The following is a 13,493-nucleotide window of genomic DNA, read 5'->3' on the forward strand; positions in this document are numbered from 1 at the left end:
CGGTGATTGTCCTCGCTTCCGGCCCCTCAACCCAGGATTTCCCGGTGCAGGAGTTTTCGACCGTTCCGATCATTACAATGAACGGTGCGATTTCCCACCTCCTTGACACTGCTATCAGGCCACTGTTCTACGTATGTACCGACCGCGGTTTCCCGCGCGAACAACCGGAGCTGTATCAGGCTGCCTTGGCGCGAGCGGATAACCTTGCCCTGTGGCCCGACGAAATCGCCCGGCTAGCGCCCGAACAGAAAGCCATTGCCTACCCTTTACGTAAAGCACCCACTACCGGATTCAAGCACCTGCTGGGCCACGACCGTGATCGCGCGACGCGTTCGCGCAACATATTGAGCAAGCGGTCACGCAGCATTGGTTTCAGCAAGGATATGAGCTACGGGTTTTTCGACGCGCGCACGGTGGCCTACGTCTGTCTGCAACTGGCTTATCACCTGGGTTTCGACAAGGTATTCATGGTTGGCGTAGACCTCAATGGCTCGGCGCAACGGTTCTATGACGACCGCATAGGCAAGCGATCGCCCTGCGGGCTTAATGATTACTTTGATGTACGCATCCTGCCCAGCTTCCGCGTGCTCAAGCGTGCCTTCGATGGCACGGGCAGGCAGGTGCTGAACCTTTCTACACACAGCCGGTTACCCACCTCGGTGGTTGAGCGGGCAGATCTGCAAACGCTGCGAAAGAGCTTGGTGCATCAGCACGCGACTGGGTTGGACCCTGCCGCCCGAGCATCGGCCAGCAACTGCTCGAGCATGAAGTCCGGGGAGTAGCGATAGAGCACGTTGTCAGGCAAGGCCACCAGCGGCGCCCGCAGAAACGCCCGCAACTGTTGCGGATCGGCATTGCCATCGTCACTCAGCACGTAGACGTTGCTCGGATGGTAGAGCGGGAGGCTTTTCACCGCACCGTTATTGGTGATCAGCTTCTTACCAAAATAAGCAGCCTCCAAGGTGCGCAAGGTTACCCCGGCCTGGCCTGGCTGGTTGATCTCAACCAGCACGTCGGCTTGCTGCGCATGGGCAAGGTTCTGTTCATAGTCCATCACATCGGCCACGTGGTAAGGCGTGACCATATTCGTGGTTTCGTCTCGCACGATGTAGAAGTCCGGCTCGCAGTCACTGGCCCGCAGGCTCTGCGCGAGCGCTTCGAGCATGGCTGCTCTTCCTTTATCTCGGCCCAGGAAAAAGCACTTCATGACGTGCCCCGTTACGGTCGACCTTGCCACGTCGCGCCCGGTTTCGGTAAAGCCAAGCGGAAAGAACTGGTTGAGGGGGCGCATTCCAAGCGCTTCGCACTGCTGCTGATCGAAACTGTAGATGGCGTCAAACAGCGGGCGAACCTCGCTCAGAAACGCGGCGTCCACCAGATCTCGGACCAACAGCACCTTGCGGCCTGGAAACGCCCGAACGATGGCCGGATTCACATTGCGACGTACCTGCCCTTCGTTGCACACAAGCAGATCAGCCGGGCCTGCATTGCGCAGGCGGCAAACCACCCGCCCCAGCCAGCCATCACTCACTCGAACGCCCCCCAGGCGCTTGTTCAGCGACTGGATCTTGCGCTGAACGCGCTGGGCCAGCCTGGGGGGGGCCAATACTTCTACAGGCTGGGAGATGGCCAAATAGGCGATGAAGCGCCGCTCGTATTGCGCCGTCCAGCCGAGAAAATATGCCTTCAACCTGTACCCTGCCCTGTGTGCGCTCAGACTACCCGAGCGAGCAGCAGATTATCGCAGTCGGCTTATGGCACGCGCTACCCGCGATACGCTTCGCGGTTCTTCAAGGAGATCTGCTCGTTGAGCGTCCAGAAGTCGTAAAGGATCCCCACCACGAACAGCCCCCCGGTAAAGAAGTACAGCACCGCGGTGATCCATTTGCGCTGGTAAAGGCGGTGTACCCCGAACAGCCCCAGAAAGGTCAACAGCAACCAGGCGATATTGTAGTCCAGCGGGCCGCTATGAAAGCGCAGGTCCGCCTGGCGATCCATGGCCGGGATCAGGAACAGGTCGATCAACCAGCCGATGCCTAGCAAGCCGAGCGTGAGCAGCCAGATCGTGCCGGTCACCGGCTTGCCGTAGTAAAAGCGGTGAGCCCCTGTAAAGCCAAAAATCCACAAGGCATAGCCGAACACAATGCTGTGCGTGTCTTGAAGCCCGGGCTCGGGTTGATAGGTATTCATAGAGGCTGACTTCGCTCTCGATTATTAAAATTTGTGGAAGAAAGTGTGACTTTCCGGCGGTTACCCGACAAGCGGTAACCCAGTATAAAGCGAGAGCGAAACCGGCTAAACCGGGGGCTGGGTGGATGTCATAGACATAAAACCCTATTCAGGGTTCGCGATGGCGCGGTCCCGGATCGACCAGCGGGTCAAAAACAGGCAAAAAAGCTGTTATAAAGTTGCGCGCCACATCATCGAGCCCTGCCTAATGCACCTACTAATCAAGACATGGCTGACAGTTTGCCTTTTATGTCCCCTGGCCGCTTACGCCTCCAACCGTGAGCAACCGCTGCCTTCAAGTTTTTCGGGTTACACCGCTCAGGCTGGCGAAGCCGAATCCGCGCCCCGCGCGCCCCGCCATGCTCCGCGCAAGGCTGGTATCCATTCCGCTCAGGTAGCGGCTGCCCAGATGTCCGCCCGGCAGAACAGCCAGAGCAATGCCGTGCTCAGCCGCGCGGTTCAGGTATTGGGTACCCCTTACAAATGGGGAGGCAGCAGCCCAAGCAAGGGCTTCGACTGCAGCGGGCTGGTGAAATACGCCTTCAATGACGTAAAAGCCATTGACCTGCCCAGAACTTCTAACGCCATGGCCGACGGCCATGGGGTGAAGGTTGCCCGGGAAGACCTCAAGCCCGGCGACCTGCTGTTTTTCAACATCAAGGGCCGCCAGGTGAACCACGTCGCGATCTACCTGGGCGACGACAAGTTCATCCATGCCCCGCGCCGTGGCAAGGCGGTGTCTATCGACACCTTGAACAAGCCGTACTGGAAAGCTCATTACGTAGTGGCCAAGCGGGTGTTGCCGAAGCAGCCCGCCGCCTCCACCTTGCGTATCACCCAACGCTGAAGCCCGCCCCCTTACCGAGGGCACGGTTTACAGGCTTTCTGGGTTCTTGGCTTTTTCCCGGGCCGCGTCCTTGGCAATCAGGCCCTTGGACAACAGGTCCTTGAGGCAGGCGTCCAGCGTCTGCATGCCAAGCGATCCGCCCGTCTGGATGGCCGAATACATCTGGGCAACCTTGTCCTCCCGGATGAGGTTACGGATGGCAGGCGTGCCGATCATGATCTCGTGGGCCGCCACTCGCCCTCCGCCGATCTTGCGCAGCAGGGTTTGAGAGATCACCGCCTGCAGTGATTCTGACAACATCGAGCGCACCATAGACTTCTCTTCGGCCGGGAACACATCCACCACGCGGTCGATGGTCTTGGCGGCCGAGGTGGTGTGCAGGGTGCCGAACACCAGGTGGCCGGTTTCCGCGGCCGTCAACGCCAGCCGAATGGTTTCCAGGTCCCGCATCTCCCCTACCAGGATCACGTCCGGGTCTTCCCGCAGCGCCGAGCGCAGCGCATGGGAGAAGCCGAGCGTATCGCGATGCACCTCACGCTGGTTCACCAGGCACTTCTTGGATTCGTGAACGAATTCGATGGGGTCTTCGATCGTAAGAATATGGTGATGCTTGTTGTTGTTCAGGTAGTCGATCATTGCCGCCAAGGTGGTGGACTTCCCTGACCCGGTGGGCCCGGTGACCAGCACCAGCCCCCGCGGCACATCGGTGATGCGCCGGAACACATCCCCCATGCCCAGGTCGTCCATGCTCAGCACTTTCGAGGGGATGGTCCGAAACACCGCGCCGGCGCCACGGTTCTGGTTGAACGCGTTCACCCGGAAGCGCGCAACCCCCGGCACTTCGAATGAAAAGTCGGTTTCCAGGAACTCTTCGAAATCCTGGCGCTGCTTGTCATTCATGATGTCGTAGATCAAGGCCTGCACGGCCTTATGGTCCAGCGGCGGCAGATTGATGCGGCGAACGTCGCCATCCACGCGAATCATGGGCGGCAGCCCGGCGGAAAGGTGTAAATCCGAGGCACCTTGCTTCGCGCTGAAGGCCAACAACTCAGTAATGTCCATGAGACTCCCCAAATACAGACAAGCAGGTAGAATGCCGCAGACCCCTAAAGCCGCTGGCGCCAAGTTAATGTCCACCATAGCAGACAACCTTTCCTCGGTGATCGCGCGAATCGGTGCCGCTACTCAGGCCGCAGGGAGGGCGCCTGGCAGCGTGAACCTGCTGGCGGTCAGCAAGACCAAGCCGGCCCAGGCCGTGCGCGAAGCTCATGCCGCAGGGCAGCGGCATTTCGGCGAAAACTACCTTCAGGAGGCGCTGGCCAAGCAAGCCGAACTGGCGGACCTGGACCTTACCTGGCATTTCATCGGGCCTATCCAGTCCAACAAGACCAAGGCCATTGCCGAGCACTTTGACTGGGTGCATTCGGTAGACCGGCTGAAAGTTGCCCAACGCCTGGCCGAACAACGGCCTGCCCATCTCCCGCCCCTTAACGTGTGCCTGCAGGTGAACATAAGCGGCGAGGCCAGCAAGGCCGGGTGTGAACCCGCCGAGCTTGCCGCCCTGGCCGCTGCGGTTGGCGCCCTTCCAGGCCTGTGCCTGCGAGGCTTGATGGCCATTCCCGAGCCCGGCATGAGCATTGACGAACAGAACGTTACCTTCGCCCGCGTGCGGGCCCTGCGCGACGGCCTGGATGGCGCGCTGGATAGCCTGTCCATGGGCATGAGCGATGACCTCGAGGCCGCGATCAGCCAAGGCGCGACCTGGGTTCGCATTGGTACCGCACTGTTCGGCGCCCGCGATTACAGCAAGCCTGAACCTACCGCCTGACTACCCGATCACAGGAATTTTCATGAGCACACCACGTATCGCCTTCATCGGCGCCGGCAACATGGCAGCGAGCTTGATCGGTGGCCTGCGCGCCGAGGGCGTCGAGGCCAGCCGGCTCACGGCCAGCGATCCAGGCCAGGACACCCGCGAACGCATCGCCGCAGCCTATGGCATCGCCACGTTCGAAGATAACGCCGCGGCAGCGAACAATGCCGACATCGTGGTACTCGCCGTCAAACCCCAGGCCATGAAGGCCGTGTGCGAGGCATTGCGCCCCGCACTGCGCCCGGGCCAACTGGTTGTGTCGATTGCCGCGGGCATTACCTGCGCCAGCCTGCACGCCTGGCTCGGTGAGTGCCCCATCGTGCGCTGCATGCCCAATACCCCTGCGCTGGTACGCGAAGGGGCCAGCGGCCTGTATGCCACGGCTCAGGTCAGCGAAGAACAAAAGCGTGACGCACAGCAGCTGCTCGGCGCCGTGGGCCTGGCACTGTGGCTGGAAAGCGAACAGCAACTGGACGCCGTAACGGCGGTATCCGGCAGCGGCCCGGCGGATTTTTTCCTCTTGATCGAAGCCATGACCCAAGCCGGGGAAGCCCTAGGCCTGCCCCGCGAAACCGCCGCCAGGCTCACCCTGCAAACAGCCGTTGGTGCTGCGCGCATGGCCGCCGACAGCGATGTGGATGCCGCTGAGCTGCGCCGTCGGGTAACCTCTCCGGCAGGCACCACCGAAGCGGCGATCAAGGCCTTCCAGGCTGGCGGCTTCGAGGCATTGGTGGAACAGGCTCTGGGTGCGGCAGCCCATCGCTCGAAAGAACTGGCAGAACAACTCGCCCACTAAGGAGCGTTAGATGATTGGATTGAACACTGCACTGATTTACGTGCTGCAAACCCTGGGCAGCCTTTACCTGCTGATCGTTCTGCTGCGCTTCGTGCTGCAACTGGTACGGGCGGATTTCTACAACCCGCTGAGCCAGTTCGCCGTGCGCGCCACGCAGCCACTGCTGCGTCCACTACGCCGGATCGTGCCCAGCCTGTTCGGGCTGGACATGTCCTCCCTGCTATTGGCGATCATCATCCAGATGGCAATCATGGCCCTCACCCTGCTGCTGGCCTATGGCACAACGGGCAACCCGTTGCAGCTGCTGATCTGGTCGATCATTGGCGTGACGGCGCTGTTTTTGAATATCTTCTTCTTCGCCATGATCATCAGCGTGATCCTGTCGTGGGTGGCCCCTGCCAGCCATAACCCGGGCGCGGAGCTGGTCAATCAGATCTGCGAACCGGTGCTGGCACCCTTCCGCCGCATGCTGCCTAACCTCGGCGGCCTGGATATTTCTCCGATCCTGGCATTCATGGTGCTCAAGCTGCTGGACATGTTGGTGATCAACAACCTGGCCGCTATGACGGGCATGCCGCAGATTCTCCGTACGCTCATCTGATAACGTACCCACGCCGCTCGCCGCAGCACGCTACCAGTAAGCGCCGCGGCGAAGGCGCTTGCCCCCTCTGCCCCCCCTCCTTATCCTTACGCCTCATTTGAGTGAGAGCAGGGTCGATGTCCACAGTCTTCCCCGAAGATTCCGTCGGTTTGGTCACACCGCAGCTAGCGACGTTCAGCGAGCCACTGCCGTTGGCATGTGGGCGCTCGCTGGCGGCCTACGAGCTGATTTACGAAACCTACGGCCAGCTCAACAGCGACGCCAGTAACGCCGTACTGATCTGCCACGCCCTTTCCGGGCATCACCACGCCGCGGGCTACCATAGCGAAGCGGACCGAAAACCCGGCTGGTGGGACAGCGCCATCGGCCCGGGCAAGCCCATCGATACCCGCCGCTTCTTTGTAGTGGCGCTAAACAACCTCGGTGGCTGCAACGGCTCTACCGGCCCGAGCAGTATCGATCCTGCTACCGGCAAGCCGTTCGGCGCCAACTTCCCGGTGCTTACCGTGGAAGACTGGGTGAACAGCCAGGCGCGCCTCGCCGACCTGCTGGGCATCCGCCAATGGGCCGCCGTGGTGGGCGGCAGCCTGGGTGGCATGCAGGCGTTGCAATGGTCGATCAGCTACCCGCAGCGGCTGCGACACTGTGTGGCCATTGCCTCGGCGCCTAAACTCTCTGCCCAGAACATCGCGTTCAACGAAGTGGCCCGGCAGGCCATTTTGTCCGACCCCGAATTCCATGGTGGTGATTTCCAGGCCGAAGGCGTGATCCCCAAGCGCGGGCTGATGCTGGCGCGCATGGTCGGCCACATCACCTATCTGTCGGATGATTCCATGGGCGAGAAATTCGGCCGTGAGCTCAAGCACGACCAACTGGCCTACGATTTCCACAGCGTTGCCTTCCAGGTGGAAAGCTACCTGCGGTATCAGGGCGAAGAGTTCTCGGGGCGCTTCGACGCCAACACCTACCTGCTGATGACCAAGGCCCTGGATTACTTCGACCCTGCCGCTGCGCACGGCGATGACCTGGCCAAAACCCTGGCCAATGCGAGTGCCGACTTCTGCATCATGTCGTTCACCACGGACTGGCGGTTCTCGCCGGCACGCTCGCGTGAGATCGTCGATGCCCTGATGGCGGCGCGCAAGAACGTGTCCTACCTCGAAATCGACGCGCCCCAGGGCCACGATGCGTTCCTGATTCCTATCCCGCGCTATCTGCAGGCGTTTTCCAGCTACATGAACCGTATTGTGATTTGAGGTGCCCATGAGAGCCGATCTGGAAATCATCCAGGAATGGATACCGGCCGGCAGCCGGGTACTCGACCTGGGCTGCGGCAACGGGGAGTTGCTCGCATGGTTACGCGACCACAAGGGCGTGACCGGCTACGGCCTGGAAATCGACCCGGGCAACATCAATGAATGCGTGCGCAAGGGCGTGAACGTTGTCGAGCAGAACGTGGACAAGGGGCTGGGCAACTTCGCCAGCAACAGTTTCGATGTGGTGGTGATGACGCAAGCCTTGCAGGCGGTCGAGTACCCCGACCGTATCCTTGAAGAAATGCTGCGGGTTGGCCGGCAATGCATCATCACGTTCCCTAATTTCGGCCACTGGCGGTGCCGCTGGTACCTGGCCACCAAAGGCCGCATGCCGGTGTCGGAGTTCCTGCCCTACACGTGGTACAACACTCCGAACATCCACTTCTGCACCTTCGAAGACTTCGAGAACTTGTGCCGCGAGCGCGACGCACAGGTGCTCGACCGCCTGGCCGTCGACCGCCTGCACCGCCATGGCTGGGCCAGCCGCCTGTGGCCCAACTTGCTGGGCGAGATCGGTATCTATCGTGTCAGCAGCCCTCAGCTGCGCCCGGAACACATGGCCGTGTGACCGCCCGGCCGATGCGCTTGCCGCCACGGCCACCCCGGGGCATGCTCCCGCTATTTCCGGCGCTTGGGCGCCGGCCGCTTATCAAGCAGCTATCTATTTATGATGAACATCACTCAGTTGGTACTTGCCAGCCACAACGCCGGCAAACTCAAAGAACTTCAGGCCATGTTGGGTAGCAGCGTTCAGCTGCGCTCGGTAGGCGAATTCAGCCAGGTCGAACCGGAAGAAACCGGGCTGTCCTTTGTCGAGAACGCGATTCTAAAGGCTCGCAATGCGTCGCGTCTTTCAGGGCTGCCCGCTTTGGCGGACGACTCCGGGCTGGCGGTAGATTACCTCGGCGGCGCGCCAGGCATTTATTCAGCGCGGTATGCCGATGGCCAAGGCGATGCGGCGAACAACGCCAAGTTGCTGTCTGCCCTTGAAGGGGTACCTGAAGCCGAGCGTGGCGCGCAGTTCGTGTGCGTGCTGGCCCTGGTGCGTCATGCCGATGACCCACTGCCTATCCTTTGCGAAGGCCTGTGGCAGGGGCGCATTCTGCCTACCGCCAGCGGTGCCAACGGCTTCGGTTACGACCCTCTGTTCTGGGTACCGGAGCGCGACTGCTCCAGCGCCGAACTTTCGCCTGAAGAGAAAAACCGGATCAGCCACCGCGCCCGGGCGATGGCCCTGCTTCGCCAGCGCCTGGGCCTTGCGTGAAACCCATGATCGAGCTGCCACCGCTGGCGCTGTATATCCACATCCCGTGGTGCGTACGCAAATGCCCTTACTGCGATTTCAATTCGCACGCAGCCGGGCCAGAGCTGCCCGAGGACGCCTACGTCAGCGCGCTGCTGGACGACTTCGACCGCGACCTGCCCGCTGCGCTGGGGCGCCCCCTGACTTCCATCTTCTTCGGTGGCGGCACGCCCAGCCTGTTTAGTGCGGCGGCGCTCGGGCGATTGCTGGAAGGCTTGCGCGCCCGGATCCCGATGGCGCCGGACGTGGAAATCACCCTGGAGGCGAATCCCGGCACGTTCGAGCAGGATAAATTCGTTGCCTACCGCAAACTGGGCATCAATCGCCTGTCGATCGGCATTCAAAGCTTCCAGGCTGACAAGCTCGAGGCGCTGGGCCGTATACATAGCGGAGATGAAGCACTGCGGGCCGCCGAGATGGCGCGCCGGGCCGGCTTTGATAACTTCAACCTGGACCTGATGCACGGCTTGCCCGGCCAGAGCCAGGAGGAAGCATTGGACGATTTGCGCCAAGCCATCGCTTTGGCGCCCACGCACTTGTCCTGGTATCAGCTCACGCTCGAACCCAACACGGTGTTCTGGAATCAGCCGCCACAGCTGCCCGAAGACGACATTCTCTGGGACATCCAGGAGGCCGGCCAGGCGTTGCTGGCCAGCGCAGGCTTTGCTCAATACGAAGTCTCGGCCTACGCTCGCCCCGGGCGCCCCGCACGGCACAACCTCAATTACTGGAGCTTCGGTGACTTCATCGGCATCGGCGCTGGCGCCCATGGCAAGCTCACCGGCGCGGACGGCAGTGTGCGACGCACCTGGAAAACCCGGTTGCCCAAGGACTACCTGAACCTTGCCAAGCCGTATCTGGCGGGCGAAAAGGTTTTGGCACCCGAAGAGTTGCCGTTCGAATTTCTGATGAATGCCCTGCGGTTGACCGAGGGCGTACCTGCGGCGCTCTTTCCCGAGCGCACCGGGTTGCCGCTGGCTGCGCTGGAAGAAGGCCGCCGCGCCGCCGAACAAAAAGGCCTGTTACGCGTCGAACCGGAGCGGCTGGCGGCGACGGAACGGGGCCAGCTGTTCCTGAATGATCTTCTGCAACTGTTTTTGACTTGAGGACCCCGGATGGACATGCTTCTGGATCTGCTTTCAACGATGTCACGCTGGTGCCGAGGCAACCTCTCGGAAATCGCCCTGGCCCTGGTCGGCTGCGTGCTCGTGCTGTTCGGCGCCCAGGTAAAGGCCTGGGGCGAACAGAAAGTCGGCAGCATGGGCGGGATATTGCGCATACCGGCCATGGCATTGGCCTGCATGGTAGGCAGCGGCGCGGCGCTCATCTATGTCACGCCGTGGGTGCTCAAGGGGCTGCAGCAGTTCAACAACTACAGCCTGGCACCCGTGCTGCTTGTGGTGCTGGTGTTGATTGGCGTGGTAGCCGACAAAAAGTAGCAGCAGGTACTGTGGGGCCAAGCCAGTTCGGGGTCTTCGACCCCTCCTACAGTGACTCGAAGGGTTATTCCACCCGCTCGAACTTCAGGTCCCACACGCCATGGCCCAGCCGTTCGCCGCGGCGTTCGAACTTGGTCACCGGGCGCTCGCCCGGGCGCTCTACCCAGCGGCCGTCGCTGGCCTGGTTGCGGTAGCCGGGCGCTGCGTTCATCACCTCAAGCATGTGGTCGGCATAGGCTTCCCAATCCGTCGCCATATGCAGCACGCCGCCGAGCTTGAGCTTGCTGCGCACCAGCTCGGCGAAAGCCGGCTGCACGATTCGGCGCTTGTGGTGGCGGCTTTTGTGCCAAGGGTCGGGGAAGAACAACAGCAGGCGATCGAGGCTGGCATCGGCCACGCAGCGCTTGAGCACCTCGATCGCGTCGCAGTCGAATACCCGAACGTTGCTCAGCCCCTGGCCCAGCACACCATTGAGCAGCGCACCCACGCCCGGGCGGTGAACCTCGACGCCGATGAAGTCCTGCTCAGGCGCTGCTGCGGCCATCTCCAGCAAGGAATGGCCCATGCCGAAACCGATCTCCAGCGTACGCGGCGCAACACGGCCGAATACCTTGTCGAAGTCGACCGCAGCGTCAGCCAGCGGCAGGATGAACAGCGGCCCGCCTTGGTCGAGGCCACGCTGCTGCCCTTCGGTCATGCGCCCGGCACGCATCACGAAGCTTTTGATGGTGCGGTGGTGCGCCGGGGTGCCCTCGGCATCAGCCGGGGTAGTGTTCGAATCAGTCATGAAGGCTCTTACTTGATCAGGCCATCCAGCGGCGAAGAGGCGCTGGCATAGAGTTTTTTCGGCATGCGACCGGCCAGCCAGGCCAAGCGGCCGGCGATGATCGCGTGTTTCATGGCTTCCGCCATTTGTACGGGGTGCTGTGCATGGGCAATCGCCGAATTCATCAGCACGGCTTCACAGCCCAGCTCCATGGCAATGGTGGCGTCCGAGGCTGTGCCCACACCCGCGTCGACCAACACTGGTACCTTGGCCTCTTCCAGGATGATCTGCAGGTTGTACGGGTTGCAGATGCCCAGGCCAGTACCGATCAAGCCTGCGAGCGGCATCACTGCAATGCAGCCGATTTCAGCCAGCTGGCGGGCGATGATCGGGTCATCACTGGTGTACACCATCACGTCAAAACCTTCCTTGACCAGCACTTCAGCGGCCTTGAGGGTTTCAATCACGTTGGGGAAAAGGGTTTTCTGGTCGGCCAGCACTTCGAGCTTCACCAACTTATGGCCATCGAGCAGTTCCCGCGCCAGGCGGCAGGTGCGCACAGCTTCGGTGGCATCGTAGCAACCGGCGGTGTTCGGCAGGATGGTGTAGCGATCCGGCGGCAGTACGTCCAGTAGGTTGGGTTCGCCCGGGTTCTGGCCGATATTGGTACGCCGAACCGCTACCGTGACGATCTCGGCGCCAGAGGCTTCGATGGCCAGCCGGGTTTCTTCCAGGTCACGGTATTTACCGGTACCTACCAGCAGGCGGGACTGATAGGTACGGCCTGCCAGAACGAACGGCTTGTCGCTGCGGGATGTGCTCATGGGTGATCCTCGTAGATGGTAGACGCGCTGCAGGTACGGGGCGCCTAACCGCCGCCGATGGCCTGCACCACTTCTACCTGGTCGCCTTCTTTAAGCGGCGTGCTGGCATGCTCGCCACGGGGGACGATGTCCAGGTTCAGTTCGACCGCGACACGACGCCCGGCCAGTTCCATGCGAGCCAGCAGGCCAGCGACGGTTTCGCCGTCAGGCAGCTCGAAGGTGTCTCCGTTCAACTGAATGCGCATGTGGGGCGCCATCGAAAAGTGGGGCGTGCATTCTAGCCCGATCACGCACGCCGACCAAGGCGCCTGCGACCGCGCGCGTCAGCCCAGGCGCCAAGCGGCAAGCCCCAGGCACGCCCAGCCCGCCAGGAATGCCAGGCCACCGAAGGGCGTAATGATGCCCAGGCGCGCTACACCGCTGAGGGTGAGCGCGTAAAGGCTCCCCGAAAACAATACGATGCCGAGGCAAAACAGCAGCCCTGCCCAGGCGACAAGGCGCCCCGGCAACAGGTTTGCGAGCACGGCAACGCCCAGCAGCGCCAACGCATGGACCAGTTGATATTGCACCCCGGTCTGGAAGATAGCCATGTAGTCCGGGGAAAGCCTGCCCTTGAGACCGTGGGCGGCGAATGCGCCAAGGGCTACGCCAGTGAAGCCAAAGAATGCGGCTAGCATCAGGAAACTGCGCAACATGAAAGCTCCGTCCGGATCGACAGCGTCAGGGCCTGTATAATGGCCCGCTCTCACGGCCGGGCCAAGCTCACTATGCTAGGTACTCTACTGCAGCGCATTCGGCGCTTCCTGATGTGGTTCGCCATTGGCAGCGCGGCATTGGTGCTGGTGTTGCGCTGGGTACCACCACCGGGTACCGCGTTGATGGTGGAGCGCAAGGTGCAATCCTGGGTCGATGGGCAACCGATTGACCTGCAACGCTCCTGGCGCGGCTGGGACGCCTTGCCAGACGACCTCAAGGTGGCGGTCATTGCCGGCGAGGATCAGAAGTTTCCATTCCATTGGGGGTTCGACCTCCCCGCGATCCGCGCTGCGTTCACTCATAACGAACGGGGCGGTTCGCTCCGCGGCGCCAGTACGCTCAGCCAGCAGGTGTCCAAGAACCTCTTTCTGTGGTCGGGGCGCAGCTATTTGCGCAAGGGCCTGGAAGCCTGGTTTACCGTGCTGATCGAAGTACTTTGGCCCAAGCAACGGATACTTGAGGTATACCTCAACAGCGCCGAATGGGATGACGGGGTATTCGGCGCGGAAGCAGCGGCGCGGCACCATTTCAATACCAGTGCTGCCAATCTATCCCGGCAACAGGCCAGCCTGCTGGCGGCGGTATTGCCCGCACCCCGGGAATGGAGCGCGGCACGCCCTAGCCCCTATGTGCTGAGAAGGGCAGCGTGGATTCGCCAGCAGATGAGCCAATTGGGTGGGAGCGATTACCTGGCGAACCTGAGCAAAGCCCGGTCGGCGCCGTGGGCGGATTGACATCGACTG

The 13,493-nt window shown here is 61.8% G+C and carries 18 protein-coding genes; 11 read left to right on the forward strand and 7 right to left on the reverse strand.

The window, feature by feature from the left end; all coding sequences use genetic code 11:
• Nucleotides 1-77 precede the first annotated feature (77 nt).
• Nucleotides 78-782, forward strand: coding sequence for a lipopolysaccharide biosynthesis protein (locus tag LG385_RS19505; RefSeq protein WP_225775563.1), 705 nt, complete (start codon nt 78-80; stop codon nt 780-782).
• On the opposite strand, the gene LG385_RS19510 is transcribed toward LG385_RS19505, so the two are convergent.
• A complete protein-coding gene (locus LG385_RS19510; protein WP_225775564.1) occupies nt 707-1,690 on the reverse strand; it encodes a hypothetical protein in 984 nt (327 codons plus the stop codon). The genes LG385_RS19505 and LG385_RS19510 overlap by 76 nt on opposite strands.
• 74 nt (nt 1,691-1,764) lie before the next feature.
• Nucleotides 1,765-2,190, reverse strand: a complete 426-nt coding sequence (locus tag LG385_RS19515; RefSeq protein WP_225775565.1) for a TM2 domain-containing protein — start codon at nt 2,188-2,190, stop codon at nt 1,765-1,767.
• A gap of 247 nt (nt 2,191-2,437) precedes the next feature.
• Here LG385_RS19515 and LG385_RS19520 point away from each other — a divergent pair, with 247 nt between their 5' ends.
• Nucleotides 2,438-3,076, forward strand: coding sequence for a C40 family peptidase (locus tag LG385_RS19520; RefSeq protein WP_225775566.1), 639 nt, complete (start codon nt 2,438-2,440; stop codon nt 3,074-3,076).
• A 27-nt stretch (nt 3,077-3,103) separates the two neighbouring features.
• On the opposite strand, the gene LG385_RS19525 is transcribed toward LG385_RS19520, so the two are convergent.
• A complete protein-coding gene (locus LG385_RS19525) occupies nt 3,104-4,138 on the reverse strand; it encodes a type IV pilus twitching motility protein PilT (RefSeq protein ID WP_181113700.1) in 1,035 nt (344 codons plus the stop codon).
• A gap of 67 nt (nt 4,139-4,205) precedes the next feature.
• Here LG385_RS19525 and LG385_RS19530 point away from each other — a divergent pair, with 67 nt between their 5' ends.
• From LG385_RS19530 to LG385_RS19565, 8 genes are all read left to right on the forward strand, one after another.
• Nucleotides 4,206-4,904 carry a YggS family pyridoxal phosphate-dependent enzyme gene (locus LG385_RS19530; protein ID WP_225775567.1) on the forward strand — a complete coding sequence of 233 codons (699 nt, stop codon included), beginning with the start codon at nt 4,206-4,208 and terminating at the stop codon, nt 4,902-4,904.
• 22 nt (nt 4,905-4,926) lie between these two features.
• The gene (gene proC, locus LG385_RS19535) at nt 4,927-5,745 is read left to right on the forward strand and encodes a pyrroline-5-carboxylate reductase (RefSeq protein WP_225775568.1); all 819 of its coding nucleotides are present in this window, start codon (nt 4,927-4,929) and stop codon (nt 5,743-5,745) included.
• 10 nt (nt 5,746-5,755) lie between these two features.
• Nucleotides 5,756-6,346, forward strand: coding sequence for a YggT family protein (locus LG385_RS19540; protein WP_181113706.1), 591 nt, complete (start codon nt 5,756-5,758; stop codon nt 6,344-6,346).
• 116 nt (nt 6,347-6,462) lie between these two features.
• Complete coding sequence (metX, locus tag LG385_RS19545) at nt 6,463-7,602, forward strand: homoserine O-succinyltransferase MetX (RefSeq protein WP_225775569.1); 1,140 nt, start codon at nt 6,463-6,465, stop codon at nt 7,600-7,602.
• 7 nt (nt 7,603-7,609) lie between these two features.
• A complete protein-coding gene (gene metW, locus LG385_RS19550) occupies nt 7,610-8,230 on the forward strand; it encodes a methionine biosynthesis protein MetW (protein ID WP_225775570.1) in 621 nt (206 codons plus the stop codon).
• Between the two features lie 99 nt (nt 8,231-8,329).
• The gene (gene rdgB, locus LG385_RS19555) at nt 8,330-8,926 is read left to right on the forward strand and encodes an RdgB/HAM1 family non-canonical purine NTP pyrophosphatase (RefSeq protein ID WP_225775571.1); all 597 of its coding nucleotides are present in this window, start codon (nt 8,330-8,332) and stop codon (nt 8,924-8,926) included.
• Nucleotides 8,927-8,931: 5 nt separating this feature from the next.
• Nucleotides 8,932-10,071 (forward strand): radical SAM family heme chaperone HemW, encoded by a 1,140-nt coding sequence (hemW, locus tag LG385_RS19560; RefSeq protein WP_181113979.1) that lies wholly within the window; start codon nt 8,932-8,934, stop codon nt 10,069-10,071.
• A 9-nt stretch (nt 10,072-10,080) separates the two neighbouring features.
• On the forward strand, nt 10,081-10,404 hold the full coding sequence (locus LG385_RS19565) for a DUF3392 family protein (protein ID WP_225775572.1): 324 nt from the start codon (nt 10,081-10,083) through the stop codon (nt 10,402-10,404).
• Nucleotides 10,405-10,468: 64 nt separating this feature from the next.
• Here LG385_RS19565 and trmB read toward each other — a convergent pair whose 3' ends face one another.
• The 4 genes from trmB to LG385_RS19585 form a co-directional block, all read right to left on the reverse strand.
• A complete protein-coding gene (trmB, locus tag LG385_RS19570; protein ID WP_225775573.1) occupies nt 10,469-11,191 on the reverse strand; it encodes a tRNA (guanosine(46)-N7)-methyltransferase TrmB in 723 nt (240 codons plus the stop codon).
• Nucleotides 11,192-11,199: 8 nt separating this feature from the next.
• Entirely contained in the window at nt 11,200-11,994 is a 795-nt protein-coding gene (locus LG385_RS19575) for a thiazole synthase (protein WP_181113720.1), read from the reverse strand.
• 44 nt (nt 11,995-12,038) lie between these two features.
• A complete protein-coding gene (gene thiS, locus LG385_RS19580; protein ID WP_181113722.1) occupies nt 12,039-12,239 on the reverse strand; it encodes a sulfur carrier protein ThiS in 201 nt (66 codons plus the stop codon).
• Between the two features lie 78 nt (nt 12,240-12,317).
• A complete protein-coding gene (locus LG385_RS19585; protein WP_225775574.1) occupies nt 12,318-12,689 on the reverse strand; it encodes a DUF423 domain-containing protein in 372 nt (123 codons plus the stop codon).
• Between the two features lie 39 nt (nt 12,690-12,728).
• On the opposite strand from LG385_RS19585, the gene mtgA reads away from it, so the two are divergent.
• The gene (gene mtgA / locus LG385_RS19590) at nt 12,729-13,484 is read left to right on the forward strand and encodes a monofunctional biosynthetic peptidoglycan transglycosylase (protein ID WP_413247336.1); all 756 of its coding nucleotides are present in this window, start codon (nt 12,729-12,731) and stop codon (nt 13,482-13,484) included.
• The last annotated feature ends 9 nt before the right edge of the window (nt 13,485-13,493 follow it).

Origin of the sequence: Pseudomonas sp. Marseille-Q5115 (assembly GCF_916618905.1) — a bacterium.
Lineage (GTDB): Bacteria > Pseudomonadota > Gammaproteobacteria > Pseudomonadales > Pseudomonadaceae > Aquipseudomonas > Aquipseudomonas japonica_A.